The 17,714-nt window shown below is 58.5% G+C and carries 20 protein-coding genes and 1 pseudogene; 9 read left to right on the forward strand and 12 right to left on the reverse strand.

The annotated features are described in order from the left end of the window. Positions 1–10: 10 nt before the first annotated feature. Both AC2444_RS35055 and AC2444_RS35060 read right to left on the reverse strand, forming a co-directional pair. Complete coding sequence (locus AC2444_RS35055; RefSeq protein ID WP_041935868.1) at positions 11–298, reverse strand: patatin-like phospholipase family protein; 288 nt, start codon at positions 296–298, stop codon at positions 11–13. A gap of 123 nt (positions 299–421) precedes the next feature. Next, positions 422–763 carry a patatin-like phospholipase family protein gene (locus tag AC2444_RS35060; RefSeq protein WP_206615959.1) on the reverse strand — a complete coding sequence of 114 codons (342 nt, stop codon included), beginning with the start codon at positions 761–763 and terminating at the stop codon, positions 422–424. Positions 764–1,104: 341 nt separating this feature from the next. On the opposite strand from AC2444_RS35060, the gene AC2444_RS35065 reads away from it, so the two are divergent. From AC2444_RS35065 to AC2444_RS35080, 4 genes and pseudogenes are all read left to right on the forward strand, one after another. Beyond that, positions 1,105–1,413, forward strand: a complete 309-nt coding sequence (locus AC2444_RS35065) for a DUF2934 domain-containing protein (RefSeq protein ID WP_003555421.1) — start codon at positions 1,105–1,107, stop codon at positions 1,411–1,413. Positions 1,414–1,427: 14 nt separating this feature from the next. Further along, positions 1,428–1,562, forward strand: a pseudogene (locus AC2444_RS35070) (hypothetical protein); the annotation flags it as partial. Between the two features lie 91 nt (positions 1,563–1,653). Beyond that, positions 1,654–2,070, forward strand: coding sequence for an SDR family NAD(P)-dependent oxidoreductase (locus AC2444_RS35075; RefSeq protein WP_281020806.1), 417 nt, complete (start codon positions 1,654–1,656; stop codon positions 2,068–2,070). A 220-nt stretch (positions 2,071–2,290) separates the two neighbouring features. Then, entirely contained in the window at positions 2,291–2,830 is a 540-nt protein-coding gene (locus tag AC2444_RS35080; protein WP_245461313.1) for an alpha/beta fold hydrolase, read from the forward strand. 322 nt (positions 2,831–3,152) lie between these two features. Here the strand turns inward: AC2444_RS35080 and AC2444_RS35085 are convergent, their stop codons facing one another. Together AC2444_RS35085 and AC2444_RS35090 are read right to left on the reverse strand one after the other, a co-directional pair. Then, positions 3,153–3,374, reverse strand: a complete 222-nt coding sequence (locus AC2444_RS35085) for a hypothetical protein (protein ID WP_012760442.1) — start codon at positions 3,372–3,374, stop codon at positions 3,153–3,155. Further along, complete coding sequence (locus AC2444_RS35090) at positions 3,371–4,084, reverse strand: Crp/Fnr family transcriptional regulator (protein WP_012760441.1); 714 nt, start codon at positions 4,082–4,084, stop codon at positions 3,371–3,373. The genes AC2444_RS35085 and AC2444_RS35090 overlap by 4 nt, the downstream gene beginning before the upstream one ends. A gap of 214 nt (positions 4,085–4,298) precedes the next feature. Between AC2444_RS35090 and AC2444_RS35095 the strand changes: the two genes are divergently transcribed. Continuing rightward, positions 4,299–4,538, forward strand: coding sequence for a DUF6894 family protein (locus AC2444_RS35095; protein ID WP_012760440.1), 240 nt, complete (start codon positions 4,299–4,301; stop codon positions 4,536–4,538). A 30-nt stretch (positions 4,539–4,568) separates the two neighbouring features. On the opposite strand, the gene AC2444_RS35100 is transcribed toward AC2444_RS35095, so the two are convergent. The 5 genes from AC2444_RS35100 to AC2444_RS35120 all read right to left on the reverse strand — a co-directional run bounded on the left by AC2444_RS35100 (position 4,569) and on the right by AC2444_RS35120 (position 11,440). Continuing rightward, positions 4,569–5,294: a Crp/Fnr family transcriptional regulator gene (locus tag AC2444_RS35100; protein ID WP_012760439.1), complete on the reverse strand. Its 726-nt coding sequence runs from the start codon at positions 5,292–5,294 to the stop codon at positions 4,569–4,571. Continuing rightward, on the reverse strand, positions 5,219–5,623 hold the full coding sequence (locus AC2444_RS35105) for a DUF6894 family protein (RefSeq protein ID WP_080518613.1): 405 nt from the start codon (positions 5,621–5,623) through the stop codon (positions 5,219–5,221). Before AC2444_RS35105 ends, AC2444_RS35100 begins: the two co-directional genes overlap by 76 nt. A gap of 227 nt (positions 5,624–5,850) precedes the next feature. Beyond that, positions 5,851–7,977, reverse strand: a complete 2,127-nt coding sequence (locus AC2444_RS35110) for an ATP-binding protein (protein WP_128450255.1) — start codon at positions 7,975–7,977, stop codon at positions 5,851–5,853. After that, positions 7,970–9,460 (reverse strand): ATPase domain-containing protein, encoded by a 1,491-nt coding sequence (locus tag AC2444_RS35115; protein WP_128450256.1) that lies wholly within the window; start codon positions 9,458–9,460, stop codon positions 7,970–7,972. Before AC2444_RS35115 ends, AC2444_RS35110 begins: the two co-directional genes overlap by 8 nt. Before the next feature lie 420 nt (positions 9,461–9,880). Further along, entirely contained in the window at positions 9,881–11,440 is a 1,560-nt protein-coding gene (locus AC2444_RS35120) for a phospholipase D family protein (protein WP_128450278.1), read from the reverse strand. Between the two features lie 237 nt (positions 11,441–11,677). Here AC2444_RS35120 and AC2444_RS35125 point away from each other — a divergent pair, with 237 nt between their 5' ends. Next, positions 11,678–12,034 (forward strand): response regulator, encoded by a 357-nt coding sequence (locus tag AC2444_RS35125; protein WP_026157717.1) that lies wholly within the window; start codon positions 11,678–11,680, stop codon positions 12,032–12,034. A gap of 137 nt (positions 12,035–12,171) precedes the next feature. Here AC2444_RS35125 and AC2444_RS35130 read toward each other — a convergent pair whose 3' ends face one another. The 3 genes from AC2444_RS35130 to AC2444_RS35140 all read right to left on the reverse strand — a co-directional run bounded on the left by AC2444_RS35130 (position 12,172) and on the right by AC2444_RS35140 (position 14,742). Continuing rightward, entirely contained in the window at positions 12,172–12,891 is a 720-nt protein-coding gene (locus tag AC2444_RS35130) for an ATP-binding protein (RefSeq protein WP_245461314.1), read from the reverse strand. Positions 12,892–13,274: 383 nt separating this feature from the next. Beyond that, a complete protein-coding gene (locus AC2444_RS35135; RefSeq protein WP_003555433.1) occupies positions 13,275–13,541 on the reverse strand; it encodes a hypothetical protein in 267 nt (88 codons plus the stop codon). A 172-nt stretch (positions 13,542–13,713) separates the two neighbouring features. Further along, entirely contained in the window at positions 13,714–14,742 is a 1,029-nt protein-coding gene (locus AC2444_RS35140) for a zinc-dependent alcohol dehydrogenase family protein (protein WP_128450257.1), read from the reverse strand. Between the two features lie 107 nt (positions 14,743–14,849). On the opposite strand from AC2444_RS35140, the gene AC2444_RS35145 reads away from it, so the two are divergent. The 3 genes from AC2444_RS35145 (at position 14,850) to AC2444_RS35155 (ending at position 17,705) form a co-directional block, all read left to right on the forward strand. Further along, positions 14,850–15,785: a LysR family transcriptional regulator gene (locus AC2444_RS35145; RefSeq protein WP_017997363.1), complete on the forward strand. Its 936-nt coding sequence runs from the start codon at positions 14,850–14,852 to the stop codon at positions 15,783–15,785. Between the two features lie 57 nt (positions 15,786–15,842). Beyond that, positions 15,843–16,733 carry a LysR family transcriptional regulator gene (locus tag AC2444_RS35150; RefSeq protein ID WP_128450258.1) on the forward strand — a complete coding sequence of 297 codons (891 nt, stop codon included), beginning with the start codon at positions 15,843–15,845 and terminating at the stop codon, positions 16,731–16,733. Positions 16,734–16,910: 177 nt separating this feature from the next. Further along, positions 16,911–17,705, forward strand: a complete 795-nt coding sequence (locus AC2444_RS35155; RefSeq protein ID WP_128450259.1) for an SDR family NAD(P)-dependent oxidoreductase — start codon at positions 16,911–16,913, stop codon at positions 17,703–17,705. Positions 17,706–17,714 lie beyond the last annotated feature (9 nt).

The raw sequence follows: 17,714 nt of genomic DNA on the forward strand, positions 1-17,714 counted from the left end.
AACCGGCTTTTCAGCGCGGCAAGCCCATGCTCGCGCTCTTGGCAAAGAGGGGGTCGGTTGTCCGGCCTAGCGCTCCATCAAGCGAGGCCGGGACAGCGCCTTCTGTCGAAAAGAGATCGACGCGAATACACGTCACCGGATCGGTGGGTTCTTCCGATAGCAGGCAAGCTATTGGGAGGTTGGCTGACACTCCAACAAGTTCCCGACCGCCAATTTCGACCGGCGGGTAGAAGATTGGCAGCGCAGTACCTTTCATGATGTGATCGACGTTCAAAGCCACGATATCGCTGTCGAACACGATGTCCTCGCCCTTCATCCAAGGTGGTAACGACCAGAGAGATGCCGCCGCTGCCGATCCGGTCGAACTCGATCAGGCGTTCCAAGGTTTTGCGCTGGGGCTGGGTGTCGAATAGGCTGTCGTCTACGCCCATGAAGGGAAGCGTCGACCACAGCCGGGGAAGCCCGGCTTGTACAGCGCGGGTCGCCCCGTCAGCAATTCCTGCACGGTCACGGTCGAGCAGCTTTTACCAGGCGGCATGAACATCGCCGGACCGTCGTCGCTAACAAGCTGCCAGAACTCCCGCAGTCGCGCCATCCGCTGGTCGAGGGCGTTTCCGGCGATCAAGGCGCCAGTGACTGCTCCTATCGACGCGCCTGCGATCCGCGATGGTTCGACCCGAGCGTGCAGCGCCTGGTAGACTCCGGCATGGTAAGAGCCGAGAGCATTGCCACCGGAAAGACAGAGGCAAGGGCCGATCGTCATTTCGATGCCCCCAGAATGAACGGGAGGTCGCATCAGCCGCCATGGGCGTCATGCCTTGCTGGCCGCGCCTAACATTGTGGACGTGATCAAGCGTCATGATGGTTTGAAGACCTAGGCTTCGAATGGCCTCGATGTAATGAGCAGCGTGCGGCGAAAATGACCCTGAGGATGGATCGGCACCAAGTCATCGTCGTCATTCCTCTGGGCCGTCAAAAACTGCAGACAAACTTGATTTTGCCATTGTGGTTCCAACGAGGGCAGCCTTCGCTGAGCGGGAACATTGGGGCTCCGCAGAAGTTCGCGACCGATCATGAAACGTCACCGCTGTTCAGGAGGATAAGATGGGACAGGAAGGCAGAGAAGATCTCATACGGGATCGCGCCCAGCAGATATGGGAGCGAGAAGGTAAAAAGGATGGTGATCACGAACGCCACTGGAGGCAGGCTGAGCAGGAGATCAGAGAAGAGCAAGTCGGCGAGGAGGGGGCCAGTGATACCGGAAGCCAAACCGGCCGCAAAGCGGGTGGCGCGAAAGGCATCGCCAGCGGCGTGCAGCCAGGCGGGATGTCTCCAGGAGGAGGACCGGCAGCCGGCGCCGATAGCATGGGCGTCAAGAATAAAGGCGGCAAAGGCATCTCCGGTCCGAATTAACAAGGCATACTGATATGAATGATGTTACCGAGAACGATGCTGAATTTCTCGAACCAGGTCCAGGCCGGCGGGTCGAGGCGCTCGCCGGTCGCGTCGCTGTGGTCACCGGCTCCGATTCCGGAATAGGCCGCGCAATTGCCGAAGCCTTTGCGCTGGAGGGTGCCGACGTTGCAGTTACCTATCACAGAGGAAGGCGCCTGAGCGACTGCGGCGCAAGTGGAAGCCGCCGGTCCACCCGCGATGGTACAAAGTCGCGACGTGCGCGACGAGGCGATCGTGATGATGTTCATGGGTTCATTCCAAGAAACGCTTGGGTTGACCGATATTCTCGTCAACTGCGCCGGCATCGGCTGCTCCAAGCCCTTTGTAGAAACAAGGTTCGAGGACTTCGACAATGTCGTCAAGACGGATCTCTACGAAACGTTCTTCTTCTGCCGCGAGTTCGTGCGCCGCGGTCAGGGAAAGCTTGGCGGCAAGATCATCAACATCACCTCTGTCCACCAGGCGATCCCCAGTCGGGGAAACCCCAGCTTGCGCACGGACGATCCGCAAGCGCGGGCTAAGGAGATGCCACGCATCCCGTGGCGCGACTTGCCGTTTACCCTGCTTCTGACCATATGTCACCTGGCAAAGCTTCACTATCGACAGCAGGCTTGAGATGAACTAGGGCCAGGGCGCAAGCGGATCGGTTGAAATTTGGATGTACCCGCGGCTAGGCCGCCTGGATTTTACCTGCGATGGTTCTTGGGTCTCCGGCTGCTGTCCGCTTTCGCACAAAGGCGGAACCGGCGACTAGCAGCCCAGTTTGCTAGTAATGAAACCAAGGCAGCCACACGCCCCGCTTCGGGGCTTCGACCGAGTCGTCAACGGACGCAACGTGCATCTCCTGAACGTCGGCGATGACGCTTATCCGCCCGTCGTCCTGCTGCATGGCTGCGGCAGCCTCGCTCAGGAAGTTCTGGCGCCTTTCAGGAAAACCGGGCTGCACATCGTCGCGCCCGATCGGCCTGGCTACGGTTTGAGCGACCCGCTACCACAAAGGCTGCGAGGGCCGCTGGCCCAGTCCCTATGGCTCGAGGACTTTGTCGACGCCCTTGGGTTCTCCAGCCTGACAATCGCTGGCCATTCCATCGGCTGCGCGCCGGCTATTCTTCTGGCGCGGCGGCGGCCCGATCTGGTGAAGTCTCTGGTGCTGATCGCGCCGTTTTGTCGCCCGACACCGGAGCAGGCAATGTTGCTGCTTCGGCTGGCCATCGCTCCTTGGATCGGCGGCATGTTCTCACAACACCTCCTGTATCGCTTTGCCGACTATTTTGGCGAACGAGTGATGCGCAAGGCACATCATCCCAATCCTGTTCCGGACACCCTGGCCGATTTCCCTATCGACACGCGGCGAGCCCGCAGTCGCTGCGGATGATGGCCGACGAGCTGCTGCAGTTCAATGCCGATATGGCAGCCGTCGGCGATGAACCGATACCATGCGTTACGCATATCATCTACGGAATGGAAGATGCCGTCCTCGATCCGCATTGGCACCTCGACTGGCTTGTCCACAGAGTGCCTCAAGCGAGAATCCGGTTGCTGCAAGGTGTAGGCCACAATCCTCACCATGCAGCATCCGCCGTCGTTCGCTCCGCTCTGCAAGATGCCGTATGGGCTGGAGCGATACCGGGGCGCTGCGAACGCCCGCCGGTTGCTGAGGGTCTTGTACGGACATCGTAACTCGGCTCAATTGCCGTTCATTCACCCGCAATCACGATGTCCGTCAGGTAAGCGCTTCCACCCACTGTCAGGCGGTAGCTTCTTGCTCTGAGGTCATCACCCTTGGCCTCGATCAGGCCAAGCTCCTCGGCGACCAGCGCTGTTTTCAAACCGACCTGTTTCGGAAGCTTGCGCCACCGGCCTTTTCGCAGATGGTCGAGGAGCAGCTTGAGGCGGACCTGCTTCGCCCCTGATGTCACTTGCTTCCAATCAAGCGTTCGTATTCTTTCTCGGGCGCTCCGTAACAACCGCCGGCAATCTCTTCCAGCTTGGCCCGGTCGCGCACGCGTATCCGACCGCGCGTCGCCTTGATCGCCAGCATGCCTTCGAGAATATGCAAGTGGTCTGTCACACCGGAGCGGCGCACGCCCAGCATCAGGGAGAGGAATTCGTGCGTGAGCGCCATGTCGTCATCGCGGATGCGGTCGTGGCACATCAGCAGCCAGCGCGACAGTCGCTCCGCCATATTATACCTGCCGTTTGCCAGCGCCGAATGGGCAAGCTGCAGTTCACAGGTGTGGATGTAATGAAGAAACAGATCTCGGGATCGGGCATCTTCGTCGATCAGCCGGTAGACGAGTTCAACTGGAACCCTGATGCCGCTTCCATCGATCTGCATGAAGGTGCGATTGGGGGTCGTGTCGAGTCGCAGCAGCCGATGTGTGCCACACAATCCTTCCCAGCCGATATGGCCGACCTCAATGGCCTCGTCATCTACTGTCCTTGCAACGATCGACGCCAATCCCGTTTCGAGAAAGAACACGTGATGGGTTGGCTGATCACTTTCGATCAGCACGGTCCGTACGGGCAGATCGACCCGCTCCATTCCGGGCTGCAGTGCGTCGAATGCTTCCCGGCCAAGGGCGGCAAGCAGCCGGTTCTGAACGTCTAATTTTTGAATCTGAGGCATCTTTGGGCTCCAGCGGGGAGGAGCCCGCACTCGAACCCATCAAGTGACAAGAGAGGCATAGAAAGATTATGGCGCAGATTGCCGAAATAGCCTAGCGTCGTCCGATAACCGTGCGGTTTTGACATAACTTAGGATTCGCAACCCGCAGCGTATCTGTTCTCACCAGCCGGCACAGGTCCTGACTGACGTTGGCACATTCCGCGAAAGGCGGTCGATGCCAAGATTCTTTTTCCACATTTTGACGCGAACGAACATCATCAGGGACGAGGAGGGCACCGATCTTACGGACTTGGGCGCGGCGCGAAGCGAAGCGATCAAGGATGCCAGGGGTATGATGAGCATGGCGATCCGGGAGGGGAGGGACCTCTCGCACCGCCACATCGAGATCTGCGACGCGGTTGGTACTCTGCTTCTTAAGGTGGCGTTTTCTGAGGCGTACGAACCAGGCGACTGAGCGTCCTGAGGAGCCTCCTCTCGCCTGAAGTTACAATCTCTTGATCGGAAACCCGATACAGTCCGCATATTCCTGCTCGGGGACACCATAGGAGCCTCCGGCAATGTCCTCCAGCTTTTGCCGGTTCACAATCCTGACGTTTCCGCGGGTCGCCTTGATCGCATGCACGCCTTCCAGAATGTGGATTTCGTTGGTAACGCCCGAGCGGCGAACGCCAAGCATGATCGAAAGAAACTCGTGGGTAAGAGGCAAATCGTCGGTCAGTAGCCGGTCATGGCACATCAGAAGCCAACGCGCCAACCGTTCCGGCATGTTGTAGCGGGCATTGGCAAGGGCGGAATGTGCTAGTTGCAACTCACAACAATGCACGTAGCGCAGCAGCAGGTCGTTGGCGGCCGGCACCCGTTCGACCATGTTCAGGAATACAGAGGTCGGTAAGGATATTCCGCTTCCCTCGACCTGCATAAATGTCCTGTTGGGGGTTTTCGGCACTTTCAGCAGGGCGTGCGCGCCCGACATGCCCTCATAGCCGATGTGCCCAACTTCGACGATTTCGTCGTCGCTGCTTGTGGCAACGACAGATCCGAGCCCGCGCTCCAGGAAGTACACCCGGTCGTTCGCCACACCAGGGGTCACCAACTCATACTTCAATGGAAGATCGACCTGCTGCATCGCCGGTCTCAGAAGCTCGAATGCTTCGAGAGGCAAGGCCCGCAACAGCAAATTTGAAACGGTCGATTGCGAACAGTCGGGCATCGCCCAGCCTCCGGCGGGAATGAGCCCGATCTCATGTCGACGAAAAACGAGGCGTCAGCACTGGATAGCTTATGCCGCAAACTGCCGCCCCAGGCCAAGAGCGCTCGCCGCTCTGTGCGGTTTTGACATTTGTCCATTGTGGCGGTCCTTGGAGCAGAGACACCAGGTTGGTCGATGACTTTGACTGCCCCGCTCAACGACGGGACGACACGGCGTTCAACTATAGTCTCTACCGCTTCGCTACGGGCGCTTTCGATGTCGGCATGCTCAGTGCCTACCAAGTCCGGCATAGAGATGCCGTCGTGAACGTTGAAGAAATGGCCAGCCATCGATCCTTGCTCCTGTGCAGGGAAGAGCAAAAAAGACTCTCAGCCAGCCTCGCCTGTGATAAATGCCGGATGATCATCCCATATCGCATGTCACAAAGTTCTGAAGAAGATCCGACTCTCGGTCACCCCTCAACTCGGCTTGGACCAGAACGACTGCTGCCATCTCGATGATGTTCAAGCGCCCCGGAAGATTACGCGACGATGCCGCGATTCACGTCAAACGCAGTTTACCTAGGCGCTGCCAGTTTTTCTTTTGAGATCATATCGGAGATCTTCTCGGTGAGGACCTCGACCGCAAACGGCTTACCGATCATCGCCATATTGGAACCGAGAAACTCGGCCTTCGCTGTGGCATTCTGCGCATATCCCGTCACGAAAATCACGGGGAGCTCAGGACGGTGCTGACGCGCGACCTCGGCAAGTTGACGCCCGTTCATCCCGGGCAAGCCGACATCGGAGATCAATAGGTCAATCGCGCGTGGGGAGGCAATGATCGGTATCGCTGCGTCCGCATTCGAGGCTTCCACCGCTTCGTAAGAGAGATCGGCGAGAACCTCGCAGATCAGCAGGCGGACTGAATCGTCGTCTTCGACGACGAGCACTGTCTGCCCCTGACCCGCTTCGACGGCCAGGCTCTCACGGCTTTGATCCTGATCACCATTATCCGTTGCAGGAAGGAGCAGCCTGATCGTCGTGCCCTCACCAACCCGGCTGTCGATCTCGACCTGACCGCCCGACTGTTGCGCAAAGCCATAGATCATTGAAAGGCCAAGGCCCGTCCCCTGACCAATCGGTTTGGTGGTGAAAAAAGGTTCAAACGCTCTTGCGACAATCTCCGGCGGCATGCCCACCCCCGTATCGCTGACACCGATGGCAACGAACGCTCCGGGCTTCAGACCTGGCAGGGATCGCGCCTCGATTTCATCAATTCTTCTGGTCGCAGTGGAGATCGTCAGACTGCCTCCGTCCGGCATCGCGTCGCGGGCGTTGATCGCCAGGTTCAGCAGAGCGCTTTCCAGCTGATTGGCATCTGCAACGATCCAACCGGCCTCGGGATCAGCCTCGATGTCGATTGCTATGTTCTCAGGCAAGGTCCGCCGCAGCAATTCCCGCGTCGCAACGAGATGGTCGTTGACATCAAGGGGTTTGGCATCAAGCGTTTGGCGACGGGAAAAGGCCAACAACCGGGCGATCAGCGCTGCTGCGCGGTTAGCCGCGTCCGCAGCGGCATCCATGAATCGATCAACATCGTCCAGTCGGCCGCCGGCAATGCGACGCTTGGCAACGTTGATCCCGCCGATGATCCCTGTCAGCATATTGTTGAAGTCGTGTGCAATTCCGCCGGTGAGCTGACCGACGGCCTCCATTTTCTGAGACTGCCGAAGCGCTTCTTCTGCCCGATTGCGCGCCGACATTTCCTCTTCGAGTTCGGCCGTGCGCTGCGCGACCCGCTCCTCGAGCGTCCGATTGAGGTCGTCAAGCGCTTGCCGCTCGATCCTCAACGCTGCTTCCGATGCCGCAAGGGCTTCCTCGGTCTTCTTTCGCTGCGTGATGTCGATGACCGTCCCAATGAAGCGAACTGGTTTACCGCCGGCAAACATCGCCCCACCCTTGGCCGCGACCCAGCGCTCGATGCCGTCTTCGATCCCGATCGTTCGAAATTCGATATCATAGATCCCGCTGCTACCAGGCTGGAGGGCTTTGGCGACAGCGTCGTCTGCCATTTGCCGGTCATCGGGGTGAAGGCCCGCGAGGAAGCTGTCTTCATAGGAGATCGCGCCGTCCGCAAAGATACCGAACATTGCCTTGCACCGGTCGTCCCAGCTCAGCCGGCCGGTGACCGGGTCGAAGTCCCACGTTCCAATCTCTGCAGCGTTTGTCGCCAGCCGCAGCCGGGTCTCACTCTCATCCAGTTCCAGGAGCCGATCGCGCATCAGGAACTGTTTCTGGCGAAGGCGCATTGCGGACGCGACAGCGCTGTGGAGCGAGGCTCGGCCGAGCGGGCGTTCGAGCACGACGCTGTTGATGGCGATGTCAAAGAGCTTTAGGTTCGTCAACTGCGCGTTGGTCGTTCGTCCGGAGCGAGGGGCGGCAAGCAGCACAAACGGCACATCCGACCACGTTGGTTGCTTTGCCAACGCGTCTTTTAAAGGCGTTAGGTCGCCGGACAGAGTCTCCTCAGTCAGGAGAATGACGCCGATATCGTCGCAGATCTCGCTGGACAACTCTTTTAGGTCACGGCAGACAGCGACCTCGAACTGCTGTTCCCGCAAAAGCGCTGCGAGCGTGTCACCGTCGCGGCCGAACGGTGCGCTGACGAGAACACGCTGCCCCTCCTGCTGACGTTCAAGCATCGCTGCGGCGGTCTTCCAGTAGGGGATCCCTGGACCCGAGATATTCCGGCGTCCCGGTCAGCACACCCCGGAACTGCGACAAGGGTTCGCCGATACGCAGACCTCCACGATCGACCCGCAGCTCGCGGATCGCATCCTCATGCATGCCACCGCGGTTCTTCAGCACAGAGATCGCCTTGCGCACACGGCCTTCAGCCTCGAAGAAGCGCAGCAGTACGACCGTGTCGGCAACATAGGAAATGTTGAGGCTTGTCGACATTGTCCCGACGAGTCCGTGCTGTGGATTGAGCAGGAAAGTCACCACGCCCTTGTGGCTGAGATAGGACAGGAGCTCATGCATCTGCAGGATCAGTTGTTGTTCCTGCGGCATCGCCGCCATGTAACCATTGAGACTGTCGATAACGATCAGCCGTGAGCCGCGGTCTTCAACTTCGCGACGTACCCGAGCTGCGAACTCACCGGGGGAGATTTCCGCGGGATCGATCTGCTGCAGGACGAGAGTTCCGTCGTCGATGAAAGCCTGGAGATCAAGGCTGAACGCCTTCGCGCGGGTGAGAAGCGTGCCGATGCGCTCATCGAACTCGTAGACTGTACAACGCTCACCGCGAGCACAAGCTGCATAGAGATACTGCAGCGCCACTGTCGTCTTGCCGCTTCCGGCTGGTCCGGTCACCAATGTGCAAGTTCCGCGCGTCGGGCCGCCGCCGAAGAGATCGTCCAGTTCTCCGATTCCGCTTGCGATCGTTTCGCCAGTGAACTCTGTATGGTGCGTCGCGGCGATCAAGCGCGGATAAACGTGCAGCCCGCCTTTGCGAATGTTGAAATCATGGTAACCGGCGGCGAAATCCACACCCCGTAGCTTCTGGACCTGCAGGCGACGGCGCGCAGCACCGAAATCGAGCGTCAGGCGCTCCAGAGTAATGACCCCGTGACAGAGGCTATGAAGGTGCGAATCCCGCTCACTGGCATTGCCTGACATGTCGTCGACCAGAATGACGGTCGTGTCGCGACCGGAGAAGAACTGCTTCAGGGCAAGAACCTGTCGTCGATAGCGCAGGGGATCCTGGGATAGAAGACGCATTTCGGATAGGCTGTCGAAGACGACCCGTTTTGGCTGGACCTTCTCGACCTCCTCTTGGATCAGCCGGATCGTTTCGCCAAGCTCCATCTCCCAAGGATGCAGGATAGACTGTTCGCGCCCGTCTCCGAAGACGTCGGATGCCGAACTGAATTCAAAAACGTCAAATTCGCTGATGTCGAAACCGTGCGAGGCCGCGACCTCGGACAGCTCCTCCTTTGTTTCCGACAAGGTGATGTAGAGCGCCTTTTCGCCCTGCCTCACCCCCTCGCGTAGAAACTGTAGAGCGAGGGTGGTTTTGCCGGATCCTGGCGCCCCTTCGAGCAGATAAAGCCGGCGAGCCGGCAGCCCACCGGCCAGGATTAGATCAAGACCTTCATTCCCAGTAGATATAGTGGCAGACAAGTTTCGATCCCGGCCTCTGCGACCTCGGTCGCGTTTTTTGATAAAATGTATGCAATTGTTATCCGGCGACAAGATGCAACGCAATATTTCCGCGAGTACAACGAAGCCTCAGCGATTGCCCTGTTCATCGCTTGACCCAATAGCTTCGCAACCAAGAGTGGCAAGGCGGTTCGCGCAACCACGCAGGAAAACTTGTGCTGATAAATCTGCATTTCTTACAGCTCCGCATTTTTCTTATGCGGGCGAACCCTGATCGGATTGCTACCCGCGGAGCAATTTTGATGCCTGCGTCAGTGTGGAAGCCAATACCTCGAATTGATGGCTGGCGAACTGGTAGGCCAATTTGGCATCCGTTGTGCCGCGACACGTTTAGGGTCGCCATGGAGCTCAGGGTTGCCTCCTCGCGAGAATTCGGCACGATTACAGCTGAGATTCGAGAGGCAGCCATTTTATGAGCCACGCTGTCGCGCGCCTCGCGATACCGGCATCCGGCTCGTCGCGGACGAGGGTACGTTTCCCATCGACAACTTTCAGCCACCGCAGGGATCCGTTTTCGAGCCTTAAGGGATAGCTCAGGTCTGTTTCGGTTTCCTTGGCAAAGATCGCGTCCATTTGCGCGACAAGATCCGATGACTTAAACAGCACGCCCATCTCCGTGTTCAAGGAAACGGACCTAGGATCGAGGTTGAGAGATCCTATGAAGCCATACCTGCCATCCCTGGCAAAGGCTTTCGTGTGCAGGCTGGCTTGTTTGGAACCGCGCAAGGAGAAGGATCCCACGTCGGCGATCGATTTCAGCTCGTAGAGCTCAATGCCGGCTTTCAGCAGGGCGGGGCGGTAGCGCGAATACCCCGCGTGTACTGCAGCAACGTCGGTAGCTGCGAGCGAGTTTGTCAGGACGGAAACCTTCACCCCTTTGTCGCGGAGCTTCGTCAGGGCCCTGACACCGCGTTCGCCGGGAATGAAGTACGGCGAGGTGATATGGATGAACTCGGCTGTGCCGGTGATCACAGGAAGAAGCGTTTCCATCAGCACGTTTTGCCCGGTGCGCAGCTTCCCCGCAGCTTTTTCCGGGGGATCGGCAAGAACATCGACTTTATCGACCCAAATGTAATGGTTTTCGGCGACAGCGTCTTCCAGTGATGTTCTGTCTTGAACCCGATCAAGATAAGGCCGGGCACGCTGTTCGAAATCGAGGCGGTCCATGTTGCGTCGAAGCTTCCTCAACTTGTTGGGGCGGCGCGACAGCAACGAGCGTACAGGCACGGCAACAGAACTGTTCCAGTAGTCGTCGAAAAGACGCTCGGTTTTCGCAACGGCTTGACCGACCATCACCAGATCGAAGTCCCTGAAGTTTGCGTCCTCGCCGGCATCGAAATACGGATCGCCGATATTGCGTCCCCCGACCATCGCGATCCGGCCGTCGGCAATCCATGCCTTGTTGTGCATGCGACGGTTGACGCTTCGAAACCGCAAGACCATCTCGAGGCCGCGGCGCAGGATATTCTCTCGCGCCTTCGTGGGATTGAAGAGCCGCAGCTCGATATTCGGATGGCAGTCAATCGCATAGAAGATCTTGTCGGACATGGAGACGCCGAGATCGTCGAGAAGGATCCTCACGCGTATGCCACGGTCAGCGGCAGCGACGACTTCCCGCATGATCAGCATTCCGGTCAGGTCCGCATTCCACATATAATACATGAGGTCGAGGCTGCGGCCGGCGGAACGGGCAGCTAAAAGGCGGGCTGCGAACGCTTCCAGGTTAGAGGTGATCAAAACGAGCCCGCTTGCCGCCTCCCGCTCGTAACAAAGCCTGGCGCCATATCGATCAAGCTCGGTGTCTGCAGCGGCTATCTTGAGGGCTTGAGAATCCACTTGCTGGACCCGCTTCAGAAACCCGGGATCGCCTGATGCTGCCAAAACCACCCACAGGGCTAGCAGCGCGACAACCGCGATGATGGCAATGCTGAACCAACTCACACGATACCCCTCAGCCGCGACCATGAAGCAATATATTCGATCCGCCCGAGCAAAATAGGGTGTACCGACTTGCGAGCAAGATGCCGCCGAAAGAGGCGCGAGGAGGAGATAGGACCGACTTTCGAAACCTTCTCTACGCCACCTGCTTTCGAGCCGGCCATAGCAGGCGGTCTGAAAATTGCGGAACCCCAATCAAAGCAGAAAGTTATAGGTCGAACGGGAGGCGGGACCTGCGCAATGGCAATGAAGATACTCGTGGTGGAAGACGAACCAATGCTCCTGATGTTGGCGGTAGACATCGTCGAGGAAGCGGGGTTCGAAGCAGTCGAAGCCCGTAATGCTGATGAGGCGATGGTTGTGCTTGAGGGCGACGAAGACATCTCCATCCTTTGGACAGATATCGACATGCCGGGCTCCATGAACGGATTGATGCTTGCGGCCACCGCTCGCAACCGCTGGCCACCCATGGAAATCCTCATCGTCTCCGGTATGAAGCGCCCGGCAAGTTCCGACATACCCGACCGCGGCGTGTTCCTTCCCAAGCCCTACGATACTCACAAGATCACCGAAACTCTGATGAGAATGGCGGCCTGAAGATGGCCGGGCGATCTGTCCGAATCTAGCGGTCGAGAGCGCTACGCACTTTGCGGGCAAGATCGCCGAGTGTCGTGGGTTTCTGCAAGAATATGACGCCGGGGTCCAGTACACCGTTTTGGACGATCGCATTGCGGCTATACCCGGTGGTGAAGACGACAGGCAGGTGGGGATGCTTGCTTCGACCTCGTCTGCCAGCTTGCGGCCATTATTGGTGCCATGACGATGTCGGTCAACAGCAGGCGAATGTCGGCGCGCTCGTCAACGATCTTGAGAGCCGTGACTGGTCCATCTACTGCAATGACGCTGTAGCCGAGTTCTTCCAGCATCTTGGTGTGGATCTCACGGACACTGGCGTCGTCCTCCACCAGCAAGACGGCTTCGCTCGCGGTCCCTCGCGGCACACTTTCGTCCTTCACGTGGGGCGCGATGTCGTTCGTGCCATAGTCACGCGGCAGGTAGATTTTCATCGTCGTGCCGGTTCCGACCTCTGAAAAAATCTTCAGATGTCCACCCGACTGCCTGGCAAAACCAAAGGCCTGGCTGAGGCCAAGGCTGGTCCCCTTACCGACAGGCTTGGTGGTGAAGAACGGGTCGAACGCCTTCTTGATGATCTCCTGCGGCATGCCGCAGCCGGTATCCGTGACCGCAATCATCACATACTGTCCGGGCGCGACGTCGTGTTCTGCCGCGTAAGCTTCGTCGATATGAGCGTTTGCTGTCTCGATCGTCAGCTTGCCGCCGTCCGGCATCGCGTCACGCGCATTGACGGCGAGGTTGAGCACCGCGTTTTCGAGCTGGTTCGCATCGGCCTTGGTCCTCGTCTCACCAAGGGTCGAGGACAGGATCTCGGCCATGTTAGCAACCAGCTTGTTGGCATCGACAGTGTCAGGAGAAAGCGGTTGCTGTCGCGAAAACGCCATGGCGTCAAGTCGAAGTGTGGAGGTATGGACCAATTGATCTCTCAGACGAGCGTGAAATACCGCTGCGGCCTCGAACCAAGCTCCCGCCCGCGCATTTCTGTGGTATCTGCAGAGGGCGACTTTACTCATGACAACTGACATTGCGAACCATGTAGCAAGACTTGCGTTCGATTCGACCGTGCTTCGCGCAGTCCATGCATTGCCTCAGCATCAGCCCATCGCGGCCGACGAGCGTTTCAATGAACTCCTCAATCGCCTTTCCCAGTCAGAGCAAGGGCCCTCCCTGCCGGTGCATTCGTCACCTGCGACGCAAGAACTCAGGCACGATCATAGGTAAAGGACGTCAAGAGCGTGGTGACGAAGTTGCTCACCCTTTCCTTGACAACCACTTCCGTCCATTCGTCCGTGCCAAGCAGTCGCAAATCGGTATAGTTGCTGTCGACAGAAGCTTCCTCTATGCGTTTGATATTCCTGTTCTCACTGCCGGCATGATACATGTCCCTGATGACCATGCGCAGGATTTCCTGAATGGCGTTCTGCCAAGGGGTATTGATAGCCTGAAGTTCGTGAGCGTCCTGCGTCATAGGAAGTCCTTCGATCGGGGAAAGGTTAGCCCGCTAATGCAGGAGTTTAACGGGCGCGATGATTTCAAAGGTGGCATCCATCCGGGGCCGCAGCCTGCTACTGCGGCACCGAAGAACGCTGTGGTCGACATGAAATCTCTACGGTACATGGTTCACCTTTTCCGTTGTTCGATCAAAGAGCGAAGTCGACGACGATCTTGCCGAAAGCACCACGGGTGAGGTGGTCCAAAGCCTTCTGGAGATCCGATAGGCCATAGCGGGCGTCGACGATGGGCTTGATCTGCAATTCGTCGATCGCCCTAACAAGCTCTTCCTGCGCGCGTTGATGACCGACGGCAATACCCTGAATGACAGGCCCTTTCAGAAGGAGTGGGCCAACGGAAGCAGATAACTGCCCGCCTTCCAAAACGCCGATCATCGATATGCGGCCACCAGGCGCGACTGCTTCGAGAGCCTTTGCGAGGTGAGGGCCGCCAACAATTTCGAGAACATGGTCGACGCCGCGGTCCGACGTGATGTCGAAGACTTTACCGACCCAGTCCTCGCGAGTTCGGTTGATCACGAAATCGGCAAGGCCGAGTGCCTTCGCCCGTTCGAGCTTCTCGTCGCTTCCGGAAACGAGGATCACGGTCGCACCTTTTGCCTTGGCGATCTGCGCGCCGAAGATCGCGACGCCGCCCGTTCCCTCAATCAGGACGGTCTGGCCCTTCTCGACCCGGCCGAGTTCGACGAGCGCGTACCAGGCGGTGAGCCCCGCGCAAGGAAGCGTGCTGGCCCCGAGCTCGTCGAGTGATGATGGGCCTTTCGTCAGCCATGCCGCCGGAAAAGAGACGTATTCGCTCAAGACGCCCGGATAGTGACCGCCAAGGGATTGGTAGTTTGGATGTCGACCGGACCCGAGAGGACGACCATCTTTCCAGTCCGGAAAGAATGTCGAGATCACCCGGTTTCCGACCGCGAACTTTTCAACAGACTTGCCCACCTCGACAACCGTACCAGACATGTCGGAGCCAATGGTCATTGGCAGGTTGAACGCGCCCATGCGCCCGGCAATAACGTCCTGGTCGCGATAATTGAGTGCGACCGCATTGACCCTGACGAGCACCTCGTCTGCCCCGACTATTGGGACTGGCACTTGTTCAAGGCTCAGTCCGTCACGGCTGAAGGCCGATAGTTCCCAACGCTTCATGAGGTTTTGCATGGATTTAATCCTTCCGATTTTTGATGACGAGAAGGTAGCACCTCGAACAGCGCACCAGTCGCGCCGTTTCGGCTCGACTCTGATGCGTAAGATGCTACAATGACTTTATGACGATCTCCATGAGCGACATCCCCGTTTTCGTCTGTGCCGTCGATACCGGAGGCTTTTCCGAAGCTGGGCGACGGCTGAACCTGTCACGCTCTTCGGTCGGAAGGGCGGTCGCCCGCCTCGAAGCAGGTCTAAATGTCCGGCTGTTCGACCGAACCACCCGTCATCAGAGCGTCACGGCGGACGGACAGCTCTTTTACGAGCACTGCCAGCGGGCGATGGCCGAACTTCGTGCCGTCGAGGCCGCGCTGGATTCGGGATCGAGCGCGCCGCGGGGCAAGCTTCGGGTGTCTATGCCTGTTCTCTTCGGTCGAATGTGTGTCGCTCCCATCCTGACCAGGCTTGCCAGAGAAAACCCCGGCCTTGAGCTGGAACTCAGCTTCAGCGATCGTAAAGTCGATCTCCTGGAAGACGGCTTCGACCTCGCGATACGAAACGGTTCGCCGGGCAATGCCGCGGGCACGCGCATCCGTCGGGTCGGCCATGAGGAGACGATGCTTTACGCCGCGCCGGGCTACCTCGAAAGGCAAGGCGTTCCGGAAGCTATCTCAGAGCTCGACGCCCATGACACGGTCACGTATTCCCGCGCGGGGCGGGTGCAGTCCTGGACGCTCGAGGTAGAAGGTGTCGTCCATGAATTCAATCCTGTCTCCCGGCTCCGGTTTGACGACATCGACGCCATAGCAGACGCCGCGACAGAGGGTTTCGGACTAGCGTGGCTGCCGTTCTGGCTCGTCAAGAAACGGGTCGAGACCGGTGAGCTCGTGCCTGTGATGCGGCAGATGCCTCCCTATGTATCCGAGGTCTGGGCTTTGTGGCCGGATGGCGCTCACCTGCCAACCCGGGTGCGGGCGGCCATAGATGCACTCGTAACGGAACTGCCGAAGCAAGCATCATCGTCGAACGGCGCTGGGAGGGATGATACATGTGTGTAAAAGTATGTGCAGGAATGGCCGGAAAACTCCCAGCCTTCCATACCGTAAAGGCATAAGATGGACCGGCTTTCCGAGCTCAAGGCGTTCCTTGCGGTCGTTGAGACGGGCGGCTTTACGGCGGCCGCCCGCAGAACCGGCACGTCACAGCCGGCGGTCAGCAAAGCGATCGGTGCGCTCGAAAACCGTCTGGGCGTCGCACTCTTCAATCGCAGCACCCGAAACGTCACCTTGACGGATCAGGGGCAAAGATACTTCGACAGGATGAAGCCGTTGCTCGAGGAGATCGACGACGCCAATCGCGAGGTCATAGGCAGCGCGGTCGACATGTCGGGGTCGATACGCATTGCTGTCCCCACCACTCTCGGTCGACTTCATATCCTGCCAATCATTCCGGATCTGCTGTCCAGATTTCCCGAGCTCGAAGTGGATCTGGTTCTATCGGATCTCATGCGGGACATGGTCGAGGATCGGGTCGATTTGGTGATAAGAGTGGGGTCTGTCGAAGAGCCCGATGCCGTCGTCAGACGGGTGGCAAAGACTCCTCTCGTATGCGTCGGATCTCGCCAGTATTTCGAAAAGCATGGTATTCCCACAAAGCCTGCCGAGCTTGCAGATCACAACTGCCTCGTCTACGGCGGCTTCAAGGAGTCGGCGAATTGGCCATTCGTCGGTCAAGAAGGTCACTTCAGCGTCGCAGTGCGCGGCAACCTCACCTCCAACAGCATCGAGACGATCCGTGCGGGTGTGCTTGCAGGCGTCGGGATCGGCATGTTCACCAAGGCATCGCTCGTCGAAGAGCTCTCGCATCCTGACGTCGTGACGATCCTCGGCGAATATGTTCAGGGCACAAGGGACATCAGCTTTGTCTGGCCGAAGCGTCGGCTGGTTTCTGCGCGGGTTCGGCACGTGACAGACTTCCTCGCCGCGTCGCTCGAAGGGCGGATCTAGCGGCATTTGAACGCGTTGGTGACCTTCGGTAACAAGCGCCGGAGTGTGAGATCCGCACTTTAAGCTCGCTGCTATTTATTCCAATATCGCATCAATTTCATGCCTCTCGTCCGTATTATCGTTATTTTCGCCATGCGCTACAAACAGTGATCGTCACAATTCATCGAGAACACGATCATGAACATTTCACTTGAAGGTCGCAAAGCAGTCGTCACCGGATCCACCGCCGGCATTGGTCGGGCGATCGCACAGGGCTTGGCGCGGGCCGGCGCATCCGTGGTTATCAATGGCCGTAGCGAGGGCCGGGTCTCCACAGCGGTGGTTGAAGTCAAGGCGCTCTTCCCAGACATCGAGATCACCGGCGTCGTTGCGGATCTGGCCACCAAGGAAGGCAGCGCGGTTCTTGCAGCCCAGGCGCCCGATGCCGACATTCTTATCAACAACGCAGGCACAGCCAATCCCAAACCCTTCTCCGATCTTACCGATGAAGACTGGCTGAGCCTGTTTCAGCTCAACGTCATGAGTGGCGTTCGTGCAGCGCGCCATTACCTGCCGAGGATGACCGCGCGGGGCTGGGGGCGTGTTGTGTTCATCAGCAGCGAATCCGCACTCGCAATCCCAAGGGATATGATCGACTACGGCATGACCAAGACGGCGCAGTTGGCGATCTCGCGAGGTTTGGCTGAGACGGTTGCGGGGACGGGCGTGACGGTCAATTCGGTGCTTCCTGGTCCGACGAACTCTGAAATCATGGCGAACTGGATGGCGGGAACGGCTCGGGAACAGGGCATCACCCAGGAAGAGGCGGAACAGCAATTCCTGAAGGCCATGCGCCCGACAACGCTCATCAATCGGTTCACGAGCACGGAGGAGGTGGCCAACATGGTCGTCTACATATGCTCGGAGCAGGCATCCGGAACAACCGGGGCCTCCATGCGCGTTGATGGCGGTGTGCTTAGACAGATCGCATAGCTCATTCAG

Source organism: Rhizobium sp. WSM1328 (genome assembly GCF_057653715.1).

Excerpts from the sequence above, each read along its gene's own strand:
- AC2444_RS35125 (WP_026157717.1), top strand. The coding sequence starts at position 11,678 with ATGGCAATGAAGATACTCGTGGTGGAAGACGAACCAATGCTCCTGATG.
- AC2444_RS35155 (WP_128450259.1), top strand. The coding sequence starts at position 16,911 with ATGAACATTTCACTTGAAGGTCGCAAAGCAGTCGTCACCGGATCCACC.
- AC2444_RS35135 (WP_003555433.1), bottom strand. The coding sequence starts at position 13,541 with ATGACGCAGGACGCTCACGAACTTCAGGCTATCAATACCCCTTGGCAG.
- AC2444_RS35100 (WP_012760439.1), bottom strand. The coding sequence starts at position 5,294 with ATGCCCGACTGTTCGCAATCGACCGTTTCAAATTTGCTGTTGCGGGCC.
- AC2444_RS35065 (WP_003555421.1), top strand. The coding sequence starts at position 1,105 with ATGGGACAGGAAGGCAGAGAAGATCTCATACGGGATCGCGCCCAGCAG.
- AC2444_RS35145 (WP_017997363.1), top strand. The coding sequence starts at position 14,850 with ATGACGATCTCCATGAGCGACATCCCCGTTTTCGTCTGTGCCGTCGAT.
- AC2444_RS35110 (WP_128450255.1), bottom strand. The coding sequence starts at position 7,977 with ATGCTTGAACGTCAGCAGGAGGGGCAGCGTGTTCTCGTCAGCGCACCG.
- AC2444_RS35060 (WP_206615959.1), bottom strand. The coding sequence starts at position 763 with ATGACGATCGGCCCTTGCCTCTGTCTTTCCGGTGGCAATGCTCTCGGC.
- AC2444_RS35150 (WP_128450258.1), top strand. The coding sequence starts at position 15,843 with ATGGACCGGCTTTCCGAGCTCAAGGCGTTCCTTGCGGTCGTTGAGACG.
- AC2444_RS35140 (WP_128450257.1), bottom strand. The coding sequence starts at position 14,742 with ATGCAAAACCTCATGAAGCGTTGGGAACTATCGGCCTTCAGCCGTGAC.
- AC2444_RS35130 (WP_245461314.1), bottom strand. The coding sequence starts at position 12,891 with ATGGCCGAGATCCTGTCCTCGACCCTTGGTGAGACGAGGACCAAGGCC.
- AC2444_RS35075 (WP_281020806.1), top strand. The coding sequence starts at position 1,654 with ATGGTACAAAGTCGCGACGTGCGCGACGAGGCGATCGTGATGATGTTC.
- AC2444_RS35090 (WP_012760441.1), bottom strand. The coding sequence starts at position 4,084 with ATGCCTCAGATTCAAAAATTAGACGTTCAGAACCGGCTGCTTGCCGCC.
- AC2444_RS35105 (WP_080518613.1), bottom strand. The coding sequence starts at position 5,623 with ATGGCTGGCCATTTCTTCAACGTTCACGACGGCATCTCTATGCCGGAC.
- AC2444_RS35095 (WP_012760440.1), top strand. The coding sequence starts at position 4,299 with ATGCCAAGATTCTTTTTCCACATTTTGACGCGAACGAACATCATCAGG.